Source organism: Achromobacter xylosoxidans (genome assembly GCF_002192695.1).
Taxonomy (GTDB): Bacteria; Pseudomonadota; Gammaproteobacteria; order Burkholderiales; family Burkholderiaceae_B; genus Achromobacter; species Achromobacter xylosoxidans_C.
Genome location: NZ_MTLG01000086.1, coordinates 95,928 through 115,471 on the forward strand (window position 1 = coordinate 95,928; position 19,544 = coordinate 115,471).

Annotated in this window: 18 protein-coding genes and 1 pseudogene; 13 read left to right on the forward strand and 6 right to left on the reverse strand. The window is 60.6% G+C overall.

Annotation, left to right across the window (positions count from 1 at the left end; genetic code table 11):
* Positions 1 to 232 precede the first annotated feature (232 nt).
* Entirely contained in the window at positions 233 to 928 is a 696-nt protein-coding gene (locus BRO63_RS21970) for a FadR/GntR family transcriptional regulator (RefSeq protein WP_088141838.1), read from the forward strand.
* Here the strand turns inward: BRO63_RS21970 and BRO63_RS21975 are convergent.
* The gene (locus BRO63_RS21975; protein ID WP_088141839.1) at positions 925 to 1,818 is read right to left on the reverse strand and encodes a LysR family transcriptional regulator; all 894 of its coding nucleotides are present in this window, start codon (positions 1,816 to 1,818) and stop codon (positions 925 to 927) included. The genes BRO63_RS21970 and BRO63_RS21975 overlap by 4 nt on opposite strands.
* 110 nt (positions 1,819 to 1,928) lie before the next feature.
* Between BRO63_RS21975 and BRO63_RS21980 the strand changes: the two genes are divergently transcribed.
* The 6 genes from BRO63_RS21980 to BRO63_RS22005 all read left to right on the forward strand — a co-directional run bounded on the left by BRO63_RS21980 (position 1,929) and on the right by BRO63_RS22005 (position 7,230).
* On the forward strand, positions 1,929 to 3,287 hold the full coding sequence (locus BRO63_RS21980) for an acyclic terpene utilization AtuA family protein (protein ID WP_088141840.1): 1,359 nt from the start codon (positions 1,929 to 1,931) through the stop codon (positions 3,285 to 3,287).
* Positions 3,288 to 3,289: 2 nt separating this feature from the next.
* Positions 3,290 to 3,616: an AtuA-related protein gene (locus BRO63_RS21985; RefSeq protein ID WP_088141841.1), complete on the forward strand. Its 327-nt coding sequence runs from the start codon at positions 3,290 to 3,292 to the stop codon at positions 3,614 to 3,616.
* An 11-nt stretch (positions 3,617 to 3,627) separates the two neighbouring features.
* Entirely contained in the window at positions 3,628 to 4,545 is a 918-nt protein-coding gene (locus BRO63_RS21990; RefSeq protein WP_088141842.1) for an SMP-30/gluconolactonase/LRE family protein, read from the forward strand.
* 57 nt (positions 4,546 to 4,602) lie between these two features.
* Complete coding sequence (locus BRO63_RS21995; RefSeq protein ID WP_088142028.1) at positions 4,603 to 5,574, forward strand: Bug family tripartite tricarboxylate transporter substrate binding protein; 972 nt, start codon at positions 4,603 to 4,605, stop codon at positions 5,572 to 5,574.
* Positions 5,575 to 5,581: 7 nt separating this feature from the next.
* Positions 5,582 to 6,691 (forward strand): SDR family oxidoreductase, encoded by a 1,110-nt coding sequence (locus tag BRO63_RS22000; RefSeq protein WP_088141843.1) that lies wholly within the window; start codon positions 5,582 to 5,584, stop codon positions 6,689 to 6,691.
* A 152-nt stretch (positions 6,692 to 6,843) separates the two neighbouring features.
* Entirely contained in the window at positions 6,844 to 7,230 is a 387-nt protein-coding gene (locus BRO63_RS22005; protein ID WP_088141844.1) for a VOC family protein, read from the forward strand.
* Positions 7,231 to 7,655: 425 nt separating this feature from the next.
* Here BRO63_RS22005 and BRO63_RS34530 read toward each other — a convergent pair whose 3' ends face one another.
* The 3 genes and pseudogenes from BRO63_RS34530 to BRO63_RS22020 form a co-directional block, all read right to left on the reverse strand.
* Positions 7,656 to 8,087, reverse strand: a complete 432-nt coding sequence (locus BRO63_RS34530; RefSeq protein WP_256943379.1) for a restriction endonuclease — start codon at positions 8,085 to 8,087, stop codon at positions 7,656 to 7,658.
* A 144-nt stretch (positions 8,088 to 8,231) separates the two neighbouring features.
* Positions 8,232 to 8,441 (reverse strand): annotated as a pseudogene (gene ligD / locus BRO63_RS34535) (non-homologous end-joining DNA ligase LigD); the annotation flags it as partial.
* Between the two features lie 31 nt (positions 8,442 to 8,472).
* Positions 8,473 to 8,712: a hypothetical protein gene (locus BRO63_RS22020; protein ID WP_143219497.1), complete on the reverse strand. Its 240-nt coding sequence runs from the start codon at positions 8,710 to 8,712 to the stop codon at positions 8,473 to 8,475.
* Between the two features lie 946 nt (positions 8,713 to 9,658).
* On the opposite strand from BRO63_RS22020, the gene BRO63_RS22025 reads away from it, so the two are divergent.
* The 6 genes from BRO63_RS22025 (at position 9,659) to BRO63_RS22050 (ending at position 18,122) form a co-directional block, all read left to right on the forward strand.
* Entirely contained in the window at positions 9,659 to 11,269 is a 1,611-nt protein-coding gene (locus tag BRO63_RS22025; protein WP_088141847.1) for a bifunctional aspartate transaminase/aspartate 4-decarboxylase, read from the forward strand.
* Between the two features lie 58 nt (positions 11,270 to 11,327).
* Positions 11,328 to 13,016, forward strand: a complete 1,689-nt coding sequence (gene aspT / locus BRO63_RS22030) for an aspartate-alanine antiporter (RefSeq protein ID WP_088141848.1) — start codon at positions 11,328 to 11,330, stop codon at positions 13,014 to 13,016.
* Between the two features lie 60 nt (positions 13,017 to 13,076).
* On the forward strand, positions 13,077 to 15,818 hold the full coding sequence (locus BRO63_RS22035) for a decarboxylase (protein ID WP_088141849.1): 2,742 nt from the start codon (positions 13,077 to 13,079) through the stop codon (positions 15,816 to 15,818).
* A 115-nt stretch (positions 15,819 to 15,933) separates the two neighbouring features.
* Complete coding sequence (locus tag BRO63_RS22040) at positions 15,934 to 17,046, forward strand: porin (RefSeq protein ID WP_088141850.1); 1,113 nt, start codon at positions 15,934 to 15,936, stop codon at positions 17,044 to 17,046.
* Between the two features lie 83 nt (positions 17,047 to 17,129).
* Positions 17,130 to 17,387: a hypothetical protein gene (locus BRO63_RS22045; RefSeq protein WP_088141851.1), complete on the forward strand. Its 258-nt coding sequence runs from the start codon at positions 17,130 to 17,132 to the stop codon at positions 17,385 to 17,387.
* 135 nt (positions 17,388 to 17,522) lie between these two features.
* Complete coding sequence (locus BRO63_RS22050; RefSeq protein WP_088141852.1) at positions 17,523 to 18,122, forward strand: BPSL1445 family SYLF domain-containing lipoprotein; 600 nt, start codon at positions 17,523 to 17,525, stop codon at positions 18,120 to 18,122.
* A gap of 210 nt (positions 18,123 to 18,332) precedes the next feature.
* Here BRO63_RS22050 and BRO63_RS34025 read toward each other — a convergent pair whose 3' ends face one another.
* Positions 18,333 to 18,587: a hypothetical protein gene (locus tag BRO63_RS34025; RefSeq protein ID WP_143219498.1), complete on the reverse strand. Its 255-nt coding sequence runs from the start codon at positions 18,585 to 18,587 to the stop codon at positions 18,333 to 18,335.
* Positions 18,588 to 18,971: 384 nt separating this feature from the next.
* Positions 18,972 to 19,076, reverse strand: coding sequence for a CrpP-related protein (locus tag BRO63_RS34670; protein ID WP_373557790.1), 105 nt, complete (start codon positions 19,074 to 19,076; stop codon positions 18,972 to 18,974).
* Between the last annotated feature and the right edge of the window lie 468 nt (positions 19,077 to 19,544).

Here is a 19,544-nt window from a genome sequence, read left to right on the forward strand (position 1 = left end):
GCGGAACAAATCTAATAACAACCAATGGTTGTGTAAACGGTATTTTTGGTTCGATATGGAAAACCCCTAAGCGTTAAGGGTGTCGTGTTTTTTAATAATAAAAAATCAATACAAAACAATGGGTTGTAAAAAAATAAGGCTTTATCTGAATTCACAACCGGTTGTTTATTTTCATTGCGACTTAACCGTTTTCGAATCTAAGATGGTTGCGAAAACATGACGCGAGGGAACAATGGCACGCACCCGCCAACCCGAGGTTTCCAATGACATACGCAGGTTGATTACGCAGATCCGAGCGCTGTTGGGCAAAGGAGAAGAACTGCCGTCCGAGCGGGTTCTCGCCGGGCAACTGGACGTCAATCGTCATCGTTTGCGCCTTGCCCTGGACAAGATGCGCGAGGCGTCCGAACTGCCGCGGCCCGCCATTCGCCGCAACGATCCGCCCATCCTCAAGGGCGATGTCGTGGTGCAGGAGACGAATGCGCTTGAGGTGATCGAGCTGCGCATGGTGCTGGAGCCGGCAATCGCGCGATTGGCCGCAATCCGGGCCTCGCCGGTGCAGATCGCCAAAATCCTGGAAGCCGCCACAACGCCATCAGGGGTTGCGCGCTCGACCGGGGATATCGCGTTCCACAAATTGCTGGCGGACAGCTCCGGAAACCAACTGGCGGCTAGCCTTTATGCGTTCTTGCGCCACGTCGGCGCGGACCTGCGCCTGCATATTCCCGCCACGACGCAAACCACGCGAGAGCGCATACAGATGCGCGACCAGGAACACCGCGCAATCGCGGAAGCCATTGCGAGTCGATCGCCGGATGCGGCCGAGCAAAGCATGCGCGTCCATCTGTGGCGTGTGCAGCGTGAGATCGCGGATCGTTTGAATCCGGTCGGAACGGGGGCGCAGACCTCTCTGGCGCCGCGCTCCTAGTCCGGATCCGTCTGCCGCAAGGTGTCCAGGAAGCGCAGCGCCGCCGCCGACAGGGACCGTTGGTTCTTGAGCAATATGCCGATGTTGCGTGATGCGGTGGGCGAGTGCAGCGCCACGCTGCGCAGCCGCGAGGTGTCCATCAGGCGCAGGGCCAGCTGCGGCACCGCCGCTATGCCCACGCCGGCAGCCACCATCGCGCCCACGACCGAAATGTTGTCGGACACGTAGTTCATTTCCGGCAGCCGGCCGGAGGCGGCCAGAATCTGGTCGGTGACCTGGCGGATGCTGCTGGCGGGGCCGCTCGCAACGTAAGGCCTGTCGGCGAAAACGCTCCAATCCACGCGCTTGCGTTGCGCCAGCGGATCGCCGATGGGGCAGATCAGCACGAAGTTCTCTTTCAGCAGCTGCGTGAATTGCACGCTTGCTGGTTGGTCGGGGACCTCGATGGAGATGCCGATGTCGGCATTGCCTTCCGATACTGCCTGCGTGATCTGGCGCGCGGAGACCGCGTGGATGTTCAGGCGCACCTGCGGGTGCGACTTCTGGAAGGCGCGCGTCGCCGCGGGCAGCAGGGCGGAGGCGACGGAGGGGAGGGCCCAGATGTTGATGCTGCCCCGACGGCCCGCGATGAATTCGGACAGATCGCTAAGCGAATCGCGGAATTCCGACAGCATCCGCATTGCAATCGGCACCAGTTCCGCGCCGGCGGAGGTCAGCGCCACGCCATGCTTGTCGCGGTCGAACAGCTTGGCGCCGAGCTTCTGTTCCGCCGCCTGCACGCGCCGGCTGAGCGCCGGCTGGGAAATAGGCACACGTTCGGCGGCCATGCGGAAGTTGAGCGTTTCCGCCACCAACAGCACCGCCTCCAGTTCGGAAATGGTCAGGGTCATGGTCGACGTGATGCGTTTAAGTTATTACGAAGATATAAATATATCAATTTTCAGATCAGGTTGGCCGCAGCATACTAGGCCGCAAAGTAGCAATACGGACGGAGACAGACATGAAAGAACCGCGCAAGCGGCTGCGTATCGGCGTAGGCGCCGGCATGGCGGACGACCGCATCGGTCCGGCCATGCCGCTGCTGGAAGGCTGCGATATCGACTACCTGGTGTGCGAATGCCTGGCCGAACGGACCATCGCGCGCGAAACGCTGTCGCGCAAGCATGACGGCGCTCACGGCTACAACCCGATGCTGGAGGAGCGCATGCGCGCCTTCCTGCCAGCGTGCCGGGAGAAGGGCGTGAGGTTGGTGTCCAATATGGGCGCGGCCAATCCGGCCGGCGCCGCACAGGCCGCGCTGGACATTGGCCACGCCTTGGGATGGCAGGAACTCAAGTGCGCCGCCGTAGTCGGCGACGACGTGGCCGACCGAGTGCGCCTGCATCCCGAACTGCGCCTGCTGGATCGCGATCTGCCGCTGGAAGCGATCCTGCCGCAACTGGCGTCGGCAAATGCCTACCTGGGGGCCGACGTGGTCCGCGATGCGCTGGCCACCGGCGCGCACGTGGTGCTGACGGGGCGGGTCGCCGATCCCTCGTTGTTTCTGGGCGTGGCCCTGCATCATCATGGCTGGAACTACGAGGACCTGCCCAAGCTGGCGGCGGGCACCATCATGGGCCACCTGCTGGAGTGCTCCGCGCAGATCACCGGCGGCTATTTCGCCGACCCGGGCAAGAAAGACGTTCCTCGCCTGGCCGAGCTGGCTTATCCCTATGCCGATCTTTACAGCGACGGCGAACTGTATATCGGCAAGCCGGCTGGCTCGGGCGGCCGCCTCGACCGCATGACCTGCACCGAGCAGGCGCTGTATGAAATCCACGATCCCGCGGCCTACGTCACGCCAGATTGCGTGCTGAGCCTGGAAGGCCTGCATTTTGAAGAGCAGCACGCGGACCGGGTGGCCGTGCGCGGCATGCGCGCCGCGCCGCGCACCGATAGCTACAAGGTCGTGGTCGGCTACTTCGATGGATGGATAGGCACCGGCGAGGTCGCCTATGCGGGCGTGAACGCGATCGCGCGGGCGCGCCTGGCGGCCGACACGGTGAAAGAGCGGTTCCGGCTCGACGGCGGCGCGGCCAGCGAGATCCAGGTAGACCTGATCGGCGTGAGCAGCCTGCATGGCGATCATCCGGAGGCCGTCGCCGGTCATCCCTACGAAGTCCGGTTGCGCGTGGCGGCCCGCTGTCCCGACAAAAAGAGCGCCCATTTGCTGGGTGACCACGTGCGGCAGCTGAACATGCAAGGGCCTTACGGCGCAGGCGGTCCCGTCAACCTGGGCGCCAAGGAGGTCATTGCCGTGGATGCCCTGTTGATTCCGCGGGACTGGGTCACGCCCGAAGTCATTACGGTGGGAGCTTGACCATGAGCATTCTGGTTCATGACCTGGCGCATGCGCGCGCCGGCGACAAGGGAAATACCTCGAGCATTGCCGTCATTGCCTACGACGAGGACGCCTGGCGCCTGCTGCGCCAGGGGCTCACTGCCGAGCGCGTAGAGCAGGCCTTTGCGCATTTGGGAGCAGGGAAGGTCAGGCGCTATGAGGTCGAAAGCCTGAGGGCGCTGAACTTCGTCATTCCGAACGTGCTTGCTGGCGGCGTCACGCGTTCGCTGCGCCTGGATCCCCATGGCAAGTCGCTCAGCTCGTTGATGCTGGGAATCGAACTCCCGGCCAGCCTACCCCAGTCCTGAAAGGAGCCGCAATGTACCCTCCCGCTGAGCCCATGGGCACCGAGGTCTACGCCCGGCTGCCCGAGTCCCTGCACCTGACCGAGCAGGCCTCGACCTGGCTGGCCGCGCGCCACGTGAAGATGCACTCCTTTCTGGAGGGGCCTTCCTTCGATCGCTCGGGCAATCTCTGGTGCGTCGATCTGGCGCATGGACGCATCCTGCGCGTGGATCCGGCAGGTAATTTCGAGGTCGTCGTCAGTTACGAAGGCGAACCCAACGGCCTGAAGATCCACCGCGATGGCCGCATCTTCGTCGCCGACCATCTGCATGGCCTGATGCTTCTGGACCCCGAGGCCCGCAGCATCCGGCCTTACTTGCAGCACGTGCGGCGGGAAGGCTTGAAGGGGCTGAACGATCTGTTCTTCGCGTCCAACGGCGACCTCTACTTCACCGATCAGGGTGAAAGCGCCTTGGAAAATCCCACCGGCCGCGTGTTCCGCCTGCGCGCCGACGGCAAGACGGTGGACCTCATCATGGACGGCCTGGCAGGCCCCAACGGTCTGGTCATGAACAAGGCCGAGAACGTGCTTTACGTGGCCATCACGCACGACAACGCCATCTACGCGCTGCGGCTGGAGCCGGATGGCCAGATGAAGAAGGCCAGCCGTTTCATCCAGCTATCGGGCAGCACGGCCGGGCCGGACGGCATGGCCCTGGACGAGGCCGGCAACCTGGCCATCGTCCACGCGCAGGCGGGCACCGTATGGCTGTTCAGCCCGCTGGGCGAACCCCTCTACCGCATCCGTTCCTGCGCGGGCCTGCGCACCACCAACGTCGCTTTCGGCGGCGAGGACGGGCGTTCCTTGTTCATCACCGAAGCGGAGCAGGGCGTCATTCTGCGCGCCCGGCTGCCGCATCCCGGCAAGCGGATGTATTCGCACCGGGACTGAGCCGCGCGCCACGAACACGATCCGCATAAAAAACCACCATCCATGGGAGACAACATCATGATTCCTTTCCGATTGATCGCCGGCCTGGCCCTGGGCCTGGCCGCCGTCACAGGTGCGCAGGCCGCCGATGCCTACCCCGCGCGCCCCATACGCCTGATCGCCACCTTCGGCCCTGGCAGCTCCATCGACATCATTGCGCGGCTGGTGGCCAAACCTCTGGCCGAGCAGCTGGGCCAGCCGGTAATCGTCGAGAACAAGCCGGGCGCCGGCGGCGACCTGGCCACCGACATCGTCGCCAAGTCCGGCAAGGACGGGTACACCATCGGCTTCGCCTCGGCCGGGCCGATCACGGTCAATCCCAATGCCCGCAGCAAGATGCCCTACGACCCGCTCAAGGATCTGGCGCCGGTTGCCCTGGTGGCGACGGGACCGAACGTCATCCTGGTCAACCCGTCGATTCCGGTGACCAACCTGAAGGAGCTGATTGCCTACATCAGGGCCAATCCGAACAAGGTCAACTACGCCTCGGCTGGCGTGGGCACCAGCGGTCATATCGCCGGCGAGCTATTCCAGCACTTGTCCAAGACCGAAATCCTGCACGTGCCCTACAAGGGCAACAGCGATGCGATTACGGACACCCTGGGCGGGCGCACCCAGATGGTCATCAGCGGCGTCCCGCCCATCCTGTCGTTCGTGAAGTCCGGCCAGCTGCGCGCCCTGGCCGTGGCCGATACCAAGCGTTCGCCCTTGCTGCCGGACGTCCCCACTGTTGCCGAAGCCGGACTGCCCGGTGCGGAGAGCGTCGCCTGGTATGGCATCGTCGCGCCTGCCGGCACGCCGCAGGCGATCCTGGACCGTCTCCACGACGAAATCGTCAAGGCCGTGAACAACCCGGAAACCCAGGAGAAATTCGCCGGCCTCGGTATCGTTCCTTCGGCGGACAGCCGGGCGGACTTTGGCAAGCGCATGGCGGACGAGTACGTCCGTTTCAAGGAATTGTTCAAGCAGATCAACCTGGTCATGGATTGACGGAATCATGTCACGCACCGTAATCGTTACTGGCGCCAGCGGGCTGGTCGGCTCCGCTGCCGTCGATTCATTCCTCAACGCGGGCTGGGAAGTCATCGCGGTTTCCCGCCGGCGTCCGGAGATCATCAGCCAACGGCCCTACACCCATCTGCCGGTCGATCTGCAGGACGCGCAGGCGTGCCGCCGCGCCTTCGGGGACATGCCTGAAGCCACGCACGTTTTCTATGCGGCCGTCTATGAGAAGCCAGGGCTCATCGCCGGCTGGCGGGATCCTGAGCAGATGGCCACCAACCTGGGCATGATCAGGAACGTCATCGAGCCGTTGGCCGCCAGCGGCCGGCTGCGGCATGTCAGCGTGCTGCAGGGTACCAAGGCCTATGGCGTACACCTGCATCCCATCCGCACGCCGGCGCGCGAACGCCAGCCGCGGGACGATCATCCGAACTCGTACTGGTTCCAGGAAGACTACATCCGGGAAAAGGCCGCGCAGTCCGGCTTTGGCTGGACGATATTCCGTCCCACCATCGTGCTGGGCCCCAATGTGGGCGTGGCCATGAACACGGTGCCGGTCATAGGCGTCTACGCGGCAGTGTGCCGCGCCGAAGGCAAGCCGTTCTGCTATCCCGGCCACATTTCCTATCCGCGTGAAGCCGTGGACGCGCGCCTGATCGGCGATGCAGGCGTCTGGGCGGCGGAGAATCCGGCGTCGTGGAACGAGCACTACAACCTTACCAACGGCGAAGTGTTCAGCTGGCATGACCTATGGCCGTCCCTGGTGGAGTTCCTGGACGTTGAAGCGGGCCCGGACCAGCCCCTGCGCCTGGCCGAATATCTGCCCAGCCGGGCGGACCTGTGGAACGAGATCGTCAAGCAGCATGGCTTGCGGCCCTTGACCATGGCGCAGATTCTTGGCGAATCCCATTACTCCGCCGACGCCCGTTTCGGCTATGGCCTGAAGACCCCGCCCGCGCCCGCATTTGTCAGCACGGTCAAGATCAAGCAGGCGGGCTTCACGCAAACCTACGACACCGAGGCATGCGTGAAGCACTGGCTGGGGGTACTGATGGAGCGCAAGATCATTCCGTTCTCCCAAACGAGTGTCGCAGGCCGCGTTTGAGCGTTGATCGCGGCGAGCCGGAGTTGCGCTTGCGGTGCACGAATGCGGAGAAATCGCGAGGCCCGCGTTGCAAACCGAAGCTTCCCTGGCTTGCCAACTGACCTATCCTGATCTTTCTGGCCCGCTGGGGCCGCTTTCCGAAGGGTCAGCGCATGCTGGATCATGTCGAAATTCACGTGAGCGACTTCGAGCGCAGCCGGACGTTCTACCGCAGCGCGCTCGCGGCGCTAGGCTACATACCGCGCAAAGTGCTCGCGACCGGGATGGGCTTCGGAGTAGGCCAGCCTCAAGAGTCTGAAGACCCGGGCGGCGAATTCTGGATCCATCAGGGCACGCCCAGCACCCCGCGCGTGCATCTGGCTTTTCGCGCCCGCAGCCGTGCCGAGGTCGATTCCTTTCACCAGGCGGCGCTGGCGGCTGGAGCGCGCGATAACGGCGGGCCTGGCTTGCGTCCGCAATACCACCCGCATTATTACGGCGCGTTCATCCTGGACCCGGATGGCTACAACATAGAAGCGGTGTGTCACCGCCCGGTCTGATCCGCGTACTTCCCAGTATTGGCACCGCAGCGTCAGCATGACGCTGCGTCTCCATGTGCAGAGACGAGCGCAAGATGCGTGCGCAATGCCGGGCCTCGCGCGCCAAAGCCAAAAGGCGAACTATATTCCTGCGGCCCAGGGTTTGAGTACTGCAAATTAAGTTCGCCTTTTTTTGTATAGGGCATGAGGGAAATCTATGCGTTGCTCAAAGTTCGCCTTTGGCAAAGCCGGCGCAGAAGAGGTGGATTTGCTTATGTGAAAGTTCGCCTCTTACAGGCGAACCACGCATACAGACTCCCGTCGTGCCCTCGGCCTTCTACTTGGAGACGGTCAGGCGCAGCGTCGCATCGGCATTTCCGCCGAACGCAGGAGCGATACATGAGAGATCCATTTAGCCGTCATTCTTCAGCAAGTCGGCAAATCGCTCACCGTCGATAAAGCTCGCGCGCGACCTCTGGCCCGACGGTACGATGCTGTGCCCAACATTTGCACTGGACGATCCACGATTTGTTGTCCCCGTCCACGGCATAGAGATCGACACCTCCATCTCCGTCCCTGTTTGCCGATTGGTGGACCGTGCAAAAGCAGGCCGGGAATGCAGAATCGTAAGTGTCCGCTGCGATATCCCTCTGAATCGCCGACGGAGTACCAAATCCGGCGTCCCAGGTGTATGCGGGTGCTGGATTACGAGAGAAAACCGCCGCGCGCTTGGGGAACCGCTTGTAAGGCGCGCATACGGTCGGTTGCTCAACTGCGATACGCGTCGTTTTTGAATCGATGGGAACTCCGTTGAGCACCTCCCATCGTCGCGCGAGGCCGCCCCGTGCGAGCACGAGCTCGAACTGTTCGGGTCGCATGAGAGACCGGTAGATGACAAATCTGCCGCCGTTGCTCGCCACCGTAATGCCTCTTAAAGGGTCGTGCGCCGGTTGCTAGGGCTGCGCGGTCACATGCTTCCGAACTGCGGCCGCAGATACGCCAACGGCTTTCACCACGTCCTATCGGTCGTGAATGTTCGAGATCGCCCACTGCGCGCCGCTGACTACCTTTTCCAGCTCGTCCGAGTACAAGGGCACTGATACGCCCAACCCTGGTCTCGCACGAGCCGACCAAGCCGCAGCGGTGGTTGCGCCGAAGCCGTTGTGGAGGTAGTCCGTGAAGATCTTGCCGACGCGGTTCGTGGGGCCGTGCTTGGAAAAGAATAGGTGCGGCGGGCGCCCGTACCAAGGTTTTGTTTTTCCATTAGCAGTCGGAGTCGAACACGTTCAGGTCTGGCGCACAGGCGGACAGCAACTGTGCATCAAGCTCCGCCGCTTGGCGCTGATCCAAGATGAAGACCGTTACGTTTGCCTGTTCATCCGGCGGCAACTCGGCCAAGGGTAAGTGTTCGACCCGCATTACGACGGCACCCGTCGCGCCGGTAAGCTTGCCCACCTCGGTAAGAACTGCGCGGCAGATTTTGCCCTGTGTCGGTTCCTTCATGCCCTGGCTCCCTGGTTTCGTCCGCATGGAGACGATGTCACAGCTCAGGCAAGTAGCATGCCTACCGAGCCTATAGGGGGCCCCTCGGCTTTTCTGACCTAACTGTTTCCCAGGGCCTGCCGCACCTCGCCCGAGAGTCGAGTTGAACCGCAGATATCTACGGTTTAGGCGATGTACCAGTCCGGACGACTGTGCCGTCCGGTAGTTGGTACTGCCCGTAGCCCAGCCAACCTACGGCCTGACCATCGGGAAGGCAGCAATAGAAAAATGCTCCGTCGCCTTTGTCCCCGGGTAGGGCGCGGGCCCGTCGCTCGATTCGATATCTCGTACCATCGTCCGCAATCGCCACCACTGCAATGGGACGCTTTACTTGGTTTGCCGGCATTTGGCATCTCCTATTTTTTTACTTGGGATGAGCCGATAAGTTTCGCGCCCTGCGCTCAGCGATGTAAATCCATCCTTTAGTCACATCTACCTTCGACTGTTATCTGTTGCTGTCGCGTGGTGGAAACGAGTGCCGCACCGGGGAGGCCGAGAAGCCTTTGACGACCCCACTTGCACCGCATGCGCAGGGGCCCGACCGCGAGCAGGCCTTTTCCTCCACTCCAGCCATTACGTGGAAAATTCAAAACAGCAGCGCTAATAATGCAACCCGGACGTTTTTATGGCGCGCTATTTCTTTGCACCGCTTCCGGCTAACAGGGATCGCAGCAGTTTGCGGAACTTACGGGGGACGGACAGTATTTAAATACTAGTTTGCTAGTACCTCTTGATGTGGTGTCAAGCTGAGAGTAATTTTCGAACCACGCTTGATGTGACCGTAATCGCTGGAATGCCAGTCACCACCAGCGCGAATCGCCACGTCTTAGTTTGGCACCCGCGGAGCAACCTCTTTCCGCGAGTATCCGTTTTCATTGACCGTTGTAATCGTGCATCGGAGGCTCCAATGAATACCCGCGATACGTCTCACTTAGCTAGTCTTTCTCCGTTCGAACTGAAGGACGAGTTGATCAAATTGGCAGGAAGCGTCACCAACAGGCTGATGCTCAATGCAGGCAGGGGAAACCCGAACTTTCTTGCGACCATTCCCCGGCACGGTTTCTGGCAGCTCGGACTTTTTGCCATGGTCGAGTCCGAACGGTCGTTTTCATATCTTGCCGAGGGCGTCGGAGGATTTCCGCGGCGCGCGGGCATCGAAGAACGCTTCGATCTCTTCGCCCGCAGCCATGCTGACGTGCCCGGTGTGAAATTCCTCGCCAGCGCCGTGTCATTCGTGCGGGATCAGCTGGGATTGGACGGAGGCGATTTTCTCTACGAAATGTGCGCCGGCATCCTGGCCTGCAGCTATCCCGTGCCGGATCGGATGCTGAAGTTGTCGGAAGAAATCGTGAAGCAGTACATCAGGAAGGAAATGATCGGCGGCCATCCGTTCGCGGGCGATTTCGACCTGTATGCCGTCGAGGGTGGCACGGCTGCCATGACATATCTGTTCAACTCGATGAAGATCAATCGCTTGCTGAGGGCGGGCGATGTCATTGCGCTGGGCAAGCCGATTTTCACGCCCTACATCGAAATCCCCGAATTGTCGGAGTTCGGCCTGACTGAACTGGCCATCGATGCCGACGGCGCGCATGGCTGGCAGTACCCGGAAAAGGAACTGGACAAGTTGCGCGACCCGAAGGTGAAGGCGTTCTTCCTGGTTAATCCCAGTAATCCGCCGTCGGTCAAGGTTAGCGACAAGAGTCTTCAATACCTGGCGAGCATCGTGAAAGAGCGGCCCGATCTGATCCTCCTGACGGACGACGTGTACGGGACATTCGCGGACAACTTTGTCTCGCTATTTGCACTGTGTCCTCGCAACACGCTGCTGGTTTATTCATACTCGAAATATTTCGGTGCGACCGGCTGGCGTCTTGGCGTGATTGCGGCTGACAAGTCGAACGTCTTTGACGAAAAAATTGCGCAACTGCCGCAGGAAGAGCGTGACTCATTGAACAAGCGCTACGCGTCGATTACGACCGAGCCCGAAAAGCTGCCCTTCATTGACCGCATCGTGGCAGATAGCCGCACCGTCGCACTCAACCACACGGCCGGTCTGTCCACGCCCCAGCAAGTGCAGATGGTGCTCTTTTCGCTTTTCTCGCTCATGGACACCGCCGAAAGCTACAAGCACGCCATGAAGCGGTTGATCCGCGGACGCAAGGCAGCGCTATACCGGGGCATGGGTGCAGCGCCGGGCGAGGTCGATGAGAACGTGGTCGATTACTACACGCTGCTGGACGTGGAGCATATGAGCCGGGAAGTTGGCCCCGATTTCGTGAAATGGCTGCTGGCATCGATCAAACCCCACGAAATGCTATTCAGACTGGCAGAGGAAACGGGCGTCGTGCTGCTCCCGGGCAAGGGTTTCGGGACGCAGCACCCCTCGGGTCGCGTGTCGCTCGCCAATCTGAATGAGCAGGACTACGTGAAGATTGGCCAGTGCGTTCGCAAGCTGCGCGACGAATACCTGGAGCGATACCGGCAGCAAAAGGGCGGAGCAGGAAAATCAAGCTAGCAACGGGCCGACCGCATGACAAGAAGCGTTCCATCAAGGAATCGTTAAGGAGAAAGTCATGGACTGGTTTGTTGCGACATTGAAAGCCTACCCAGAGATTTCCATCTTTCTGGCACTGGGCTTCGGATACTGGATCGGCGGCAAGAGCTTTAAAGGCTTTAGCCTCGGCGCTGTGACGTCGACTCTGCTGGTCGCAATCGTCATCGGCATCCTCGGGGTCAAGATTTCCCCCAACGTGAAGTCGGTGTTTTTCCTGATGTTCCTCTTTGCCGTCGGCTATGGGGTCGGGCCGCAGTTTGTGCGTGGCATTGCCAAGGATGGCCTGCCGCAGGCGATCTTTGCCGTGGTCATGGCGCTGCTCTCACTGGGAGCTTCAATCGTTGCCGCGATGATTGCCGGATACGACCTTGGTTCCGCAGCCGGGCTCTTCGCAGGGTCGCAAACCATTTCAGCGTCGATGGGCCTGGCAACCGATGCAATCAATCGACTGGGCCGCCCGCCAGAAGAAACGCAGGCGTTGCTGGATGCCATGCCGATAGCCTATGCCGTGACGTATATCTTCGGCACGGTGGGCTCGGCGATCATTCTGGCGCAGATCGGCCCCAAACTGCTTGGCATTGATCTGGTGGCGGCATGCAAGGCATATGAACAAAAACTCGGTGCGGGCCAGGGCTCGGCGGACGCGACCCAGTGGTACGAGTTCGAGGTCCGCGCGTACGCGATCGCTGACAACAGTCCTTTCATCGGCAAGTCGGTAGGCGAAATTGAAGCAGGCACGCAGGCCGGATTCCGGGCCTTCGTCGAAAGGATCCGGCGAGGTGGAAAAATCATCGAAATCGACCAGGCAACCGTCATCGAACCTGGAGACATCGTCGCGGTGGGCGGCAAGCGCGATCAGATGATCGCGCGGCTTGGCCCCAGCGGACGGGAAGTGGAAGACGCCGAACTGCTGGACATCAAGACCGAGGGTGTCGATATTTACGTCTCTAACAAGAAGGTCGATGGCAAACCGCTGGAGGAACTGGCGCACTGGCCTGGGGCGCGCGGCGTGTTCTTGAAGAAGATCCGGCGCGGGCCGACTGAGACGGTGATCCCCATCCTGCCCAAGACGGAACTGTTCCGGGGCGACGTCATTACAGTGGTTGGGCGGACACAGGACATCAATGCCGCGGCCAAGAACCTGGGCTATGTCGACCGGCCTACGACGGTGACGGACGTCGCCTTTGTGTCGCTGGCGATCACCGTCGGCGCGCTTATCGGCGCGATCGTGATCAACGTCAGCGGCATTCCGCTGACCATTTCGACGGCTGGCGGCGCGCTTATTGCCGGCATCGTGTTTGGTTGGTTTCGCGCGATTCACCCGACCTTTGGACGCATTCCCGAGCCGACGCTGTGGTTCATGAACTCCGTTGGCCTGAACGTGTTCATAGCCGTTGTGGGGATTTCCGCTGGGCCGGGCTTCGTCGCCGGTTTGCAGAAGCTGGGCATCAGTCTCTTTTTATGGGGCATCTTCGCGACGACGGTGCCGCTGCTTCTGGGCATGTTCATCGCCAAATACATTTTCCGCTTCGATCCGGCCCTGATCCTAGGTATCTGTGCGGGATCGCGCACCACCACCGCAGCGCTCGGCATGGTGTGTGAAGTCGCCAAGAGTCAGGTTCCGGGGCTGGGATATACGGTGACCTACGCCGTCGGCAATACCCTGCTGACGATTTGGGGAATGGTAGTGATCATGATTCTTGCATAAGGACATTGCGAGCCCGGACCGCGTGGCCAGTGGGCTTGCGCCGACATTCAGGGGGTAGCCATGACTACCGAGACTCACGAGAGCCAACAGCTCGACCATCTGTTTTCCATCTCGGCCGCCCGATTGGACCGATGGCGCGACCTGAACGCCAAGGCGCAGACCTGGGCCGCCGAGATGCGCAGCGGCAAGGGCTCGGGCGGGGCCGGCCCGGTACTGGATGCGTTGCGCGACCTGCGCCCGATGGAGAGCTATTTTGCGTATCCCGGTGCGCAGTTGCTGAGCACGCTCGACGACCGGATCGCCGACGGTGACGCGATGGGCGCCGCGCGATTGGTGCTGCGCATGAGCAACGCGCTGCTGTCGGGCAGCTATCGCTACGACGAGGGCGAGTGGGACGCAGCCGAGGAATCGGGCGCCGATGGGCCCGACCGCACGCCGCCCGGGATGGCCGGCAGCCTGGCACGGCGGCCGTACTTCGAGGCGCTGTTCGTAAGCCCGGCACCACCGGCGCGCGCGGCGGCGATCTGCCGTGAGATTCGTGAACTGCGGCGTCACGACGACACGATGATCTACGAGCCCGTCATGGTAGGCAGCGTCGAGGACGCGCTGCTGGCGACCATCCTGAATGGCAAGCTCGAGGCCGTGGTCATCTATGACGGCATTCCCGTTCCGTCCAAACATGATGCCTCGCTGCTGCGGGATTACCTGTCCGTCTATCAGCACCTGGACACCACGGTCGACTCGCCGCGCGAGATCGGCGTGAAACTGGCTCGGCTGATTGCCAACATCCGGCCCGAGTTGGACATCTATCTGCTGACGGACCGCAAGGTCGAGCAGCTCGCTGGCGACCCCAGTGCATCGGCAATACGGCGCGTGTTCTATGAGGTCGAGGAACCCATGGAGGTGCACCTGAATATTCTGGAGGGCGTGCGGGAACGTCAATCCACGCCGCACTTCGACAACCTCAAGCAATATGCCGCCAGGCCGATCAGCACCTTCCATGCCCTGCCGATCGCCCGTGGCAAGTCGATCATTAAGTCCAACTGGATCCGCGACTTTGGTGAGTTTTACGGGTTGAACCTGTTCCTGGCGGAAACATCCGCCACGACCGGTGGGCTGGACAGCATGTTGGAGCCTACGGGCAACATCAAGGTCGCACAAGAAAAGTTCGCGCGCGCGGTCGGCGCGGACCACGTATTTTTCGTCACGAACGGCACGTCGACGTCCAACAAGATGGTTTATCAGGCGGTGACCAAGCCGGGCGACATCGTCATCGTGGATCGCAACTGCCACAAGTCGCACCACTACGGAATGGTGCTGTCTGGCGCGCAGCCGCTCTATGTGGAAGCATTCCCGATGACGGAGTACTCGATGTACGGGGCGGTCCCACTGCGCACCGTCAAGCAGGCGCTGTTGGACCTGAAGGCTGCGGGTCGCCTTGACAAGGCGGCCATGGTCACGCTGACCAATTGCACCTTCGATGGCCACATCTACAACACCCGCCGCGTCATGGCCGAATGCCTGGCTATCAAGCCGGACCTGATCTTCCTATGGGATGAAGCGTGGTTCGGATTTGCGCGCTGGTCGCCGTTCCTGCGCATGCGCACCGCCATGGGGGCTGCGGCGGCGTTGCACGAGTGGCGAGACGATCCCAAGGCGCAGGAAGCTTGGGATGCCCAGTGCCGCGAACTCGGCGAAGACCTCGACCCCAAGGATCCGCGCCTGCTGGACCGGGAGTTGACGCCGAATCCGCGGACGATGCGGATACGCGTCTACGAGACGGACTCCGTGCACAAGTCCATGTCCAGCCTGCGACAGGGGTCGATCGTGGCGGTGCGCGACGAAGACTACGAGCATCACGTGTCGGCATTCCGCGAGGCGGTGTTCATTCATGCGTCGACGTCACCCAATGCGCAGATCATTGCGTCCCTGGACGTTGCGCGCCGGCAGATGGAGCTGGAAGGCTACGAACTGGTCATGCGCGCCATCGAGGTCGCTTTGGCCATCCGGCGCGAGGTCGCCAAGCATCCGGTGATTTCCAGGTACTTCAGTGTCCTGGGAGCCGACAGGATGATCCCCGAGGAGTTCCGGGCTTCCGGCTTTACCGACTTCCTAGCGCCGGGCATGAACTGGCTGACCGCGGCCAAGGCCCTCAAGGACGATGAGTTTTGCCTGGACCCCACACGCCTGACGTTGGTGTGCGGCACGGCGGGGTATGACGGAACTGCGTTTAAGAACTTGCTGGCCTCACGCTATAACATCCAGCTTAACAAGACGTCGCGCAACAGCGTGCTGCTGCAAAGCAATATCAACAACACGCGCAGCGACGTCGCGTCGCTCATCAAGGTGCTGCTTGAAATCTCGGAAGAGATTGAAACGCGGCTGAAGGAGTCCGGTGAAGCCGGCCGGGCTGCCTTTGCGGAAAAGGTACGGAGTTTGATGGAAGATGTGCCAGATCTGCCCAATTTCAGCCATTTTCACGATGGGTATCGCGACGATCCTGGCAGCATCACACCGGAAGGTAATGTGCGCGCCGCGTTCTTCGCCGCGTACAACGAAGCGGACTGCGAATATCTTCCGCTAGCGAGCCCGGATCTGGACAATCGTCTGGAAGCGGGGCCGGCCCTGGTGTCCGCCAATTTCGTAATTCCCTATCCGCCCGGCTTTCCCATCATGGTTCCGGGGCAAGTCATCGACTCACATACCATCGAGTTCATGCGCAAGCTCGACGTGAAGGAGATCCACGGTTACAACGCCGCGCGAGGGCTCAAGCTCATAAAGCCTTCTGCCATTGGCGTTTGATCATCCTTCGAGAGTATCGCTGGGCTGGATGGATCCCAAAGGGCTTCGACTTCGCTGTGCCGTTGATCAGCCATGTGAAGAACCGGAGCGTGCGCGTAAGACGAAGGGGCTTTCCATGAAGAGAACACTATTGGCAGCAGCGGTCTTAACAGGATTTTGCGGTGCCGGCCAAGCCGCAGATTCTGTGACGCTGTACGGCTTGATCGATGCTGGACTCGGTTACGAAAAGGTGAAGTTCAACGACAATTCGCAAAGCCGATTTGGCGCGGTGCAGGGCGTAAGCAGCGGGTCGCGCTTTGGCCTGCGCGGCATAGAAGACCTGGGCGATGGCCTGCGCGCCGTGTTCACGTTGGAAGGCGGGTTCGGTCCTCTAAACGGCAACTCACAGCAAGGCGGCCGCCTCTTTGGTCGCCAGGCCACCGTGGGCCTGGACAGCGATTCATGGGGCCGCCTGGAATTAGGCCGCCAGACAAACCTGGCGTCCAAGTACTTTGGCTCTATCGATCCGTTCGGGCTTAGCTACAACACCGCCAATATGGGCACCACGTTCGGTAGTGCGAACACGATGCGGCTGGACAACATGGTCATGTACCAGACCCCGAGTATGAGCGGCTTCAAAGCCGGCATCGGCTACTCGTTCAGCGCCGACGACACTGTCAGCGACACGACGCAGACTGGCTTTGCCACGGGCAACAACAACCGCGTTATCACCGCTGGCGTGCAATACGTCAACGGACCGCTGAATCTGGCCGCTTCGTATGACCGCTTCAATCCCTCCAACAATAGCGTGGGTGGCAAGAACGCCGCGCGCATCCAGGAATACATCATCGGCGGTTCGTACGATTTTGAAGTTGTGAAGTTGGCCGCCGCGTTCGGCCAGACCCGCGACGGCTGGTTTGTCGGCCAGAACATGGGCACTACGCCCGAAGGCATGAACAACCTCGGCACATTCAAGCTGGCCGATGGCTTCCGCGCGAATTCGTACATGATTGGCGCGACCGTGCCGCTCGGCCGCCACGCCGTGTTCGGCTCTTGGCAGCGCGCTACTGCCAGCAATGACAAACTGACGGGCGACGACGCGACGTTTAACGTCTACAGCTTGGGCTACACCTATGACTTCACCAAGCGCACTAACCTTTATGCGTACGCCTCGTACGGCGACAACTATGCGTTCCAGCGCGATGCGACAGACACCGCCGTCGCTTTCGGCTTAAGGCACCGTTTCTAACCGATATTGGCGGAAATTGTCACCGGGTAGGCGTCGCCATAGCCAGGCTTCTGGCATTCAACAATCGTCAGTGGAGGCCCCTCATGGCAGAGTTCATTGAAGCTAACCTTGATACGCTGTACACCTTGGCACAGGTTCGCGCAGAAAGCTATCTGCGGGCAGCGGAGACGAAAATCGATGCTGTCTTCGGCAGCGGTTACGCCAAAGAGAATCCAGAGTTAGTGGCAGCTTTTATGAAGACCGCGTCCGATGAGTTCACGCGCACCGCAACGGCAAAGGTCCTGCAGAACATAGGGTACGCCTTGGATTCAATTGCGGAAGCTCTACGAGCCTCGGGCTGATGAGCCGTCCAAATGCGGGCACGCCGTTCGTTGCGTAACCAGTAGCCCGCCCGGCCTTTACGGCGTCTTCATTGCACACATCTAAATTCCTATCTATGTGCAGGTTTATCGCGAAAAGCTCCGAAGGAGAGCCCCATGATCCATGATTTTTCCTCCCATTGGCGTACTGGCTTCGCTATCTTCACTATCAGCGCAGCTGGCCTGCTAGTTGCAGGCTGTACCACGACTCCGCCGTCTAAACCGTCTGCTCCGGCGCAGACCGATACTCGGCAAGCATTGGACAAGGCGGCCAGCGCAACCTTGGACAAACTTTATGAAGCCGCGCCGTCGTCCAGGGAACTCGTGGCGCGCGCCCGAGGTGTACTGGTTTTCCCCGACGTACTCAGCGGTAGTTTCATCATCGGCGCGGAGCACGGGAAGGGAGTGCTCCGCGTGGGCGAGTCGGCGGTGGCCTATTACCGAACCACGTCCGGCTCGATCGGCTTTCAAGCCGGCGCGCAATCAAAGGCTATGGTGCTGCTGTTCATGACGGATGATGCCCTGAATAAATTTCGCAGCAGTAGCGGGTGGACCGTGGGGGCAGATGCCACGGTGGCTATCGTGAATGTCGGTGCCAACGGACGCATCGATACCAACACGGCGAAGCAGCCGATCGTTGGATTCGTAATGAATAATGGCGGCCTCATGGCTGGCGTATCGCTCGAGGGTACTAAAATCTCGAAGTACGAACCCTGATGGCAGAAGATGATGCTCCGCGCCGTGGAGACCCCACACAGCTCAAGATTGTTGTTCAGGGCGATAAAAGCTACGGGGCCATTGAGGCCATGCCGCGGCTCGATTCGGCGCCCGTAGTCTTCGTTCGCTGTTCAAACCATTCCTGCCCCAGTTGATTTGCTAAAACACAAGGCCGGCCATGATGGCCGCCTTGTGCTTTGCACCCGATAGTCAGGTCAAAAAGTGATCGTCGAGCGGGGCTAGAATCGGAAAGCAAAATATTCCCTGCTTTCTGAGCTCCCGTACCGCGAGTGCGGCAGGATGGATAGCTTGTTGACGAATATGCAGATGGGATCGTGCCTGCAGACCAATACCAATTACTTCCCCCTTGATACACGGAGTCGGAATATCTGGATGGCCTTGGGCAACAAGTTTATTTAAAAGCTCCACATACGCCGGGAGCGCGATAGATTTCATTTCAGCCATTGGAGTTCCTCCTCGAAGGTCCATCGCCGAAACCTACTATTGACTAGCCATCTTTGCCGAATCGCGCGCGAGTGAAGATGCTGGACGTGTTGAATCAGTGCACGGGGTGGTCCAGGCATCCGCTGCAGTTACTCCAGATGCGCAACCAGTTCAATGAATGTGATCCCGGCGGGGCGCAAGCGCCCGTTTAGCGGCTAAACAGGGATGCTCGAAAACAAGCGCCCTATTGGGAAGCCTGTTCTCGGCGGACCTCTTAATTTGCCGGAGGCCGGACGCGAGGGAGGCATAAGGACGTTTGGAGCGTTTGGCCCCACGCTATGCCACTTCTCGCTTCCAGCCTTTTTCCCAGGCCGTCACACGCTTGAGCCAATCGCTGGGAGATTCTCAAGTGTGAGCTGGCATCGCGGCGGCCTTCAGATATGGGCAGTTTATAAGGCCCAATCCCTCGCGGGCCGCCTCCGCGCCCATCTTTTGGATGTCATAGAGCATGACGTATCCTCCAAAAGTCGTGAGAGTTCAGTATGCCCGTTAAACACCGTTCGAATTAATAGTGTTTCTGCACGGGCGAAAGGGTGCTTTTACCCGGGGCGCAATCCTGCTGCGGAACTTCAAAGCTGCGCTGGCGCACGACGTGGCGGGCGTGATTTTGGCGCACAACCATCCTCTTGCAGTCCAACAGCAGCTTCTATCCCAAAGTCGCCACTGGCAACGAGCGGGTCGGTGTCATCGATACAAGGCGCGGCGCTTCCTGCTCTGACAATTCCAACTCATAGCCGAGTGCCTCGAGACGTCCGTGTCCCCTTCACACTGCCGCTCCGTCATGTTTCAAATCTGCAGGGTTAGGCTGGGGGCGCTCATTTAATCGCGCTTATCGCGAAGTTCGCCTTTCTTCAATCTGGACGGGCTCCATCTGCGCAGAATAGAAGAAGATCTCCGCACAATGGCTGGTGTTGCCCG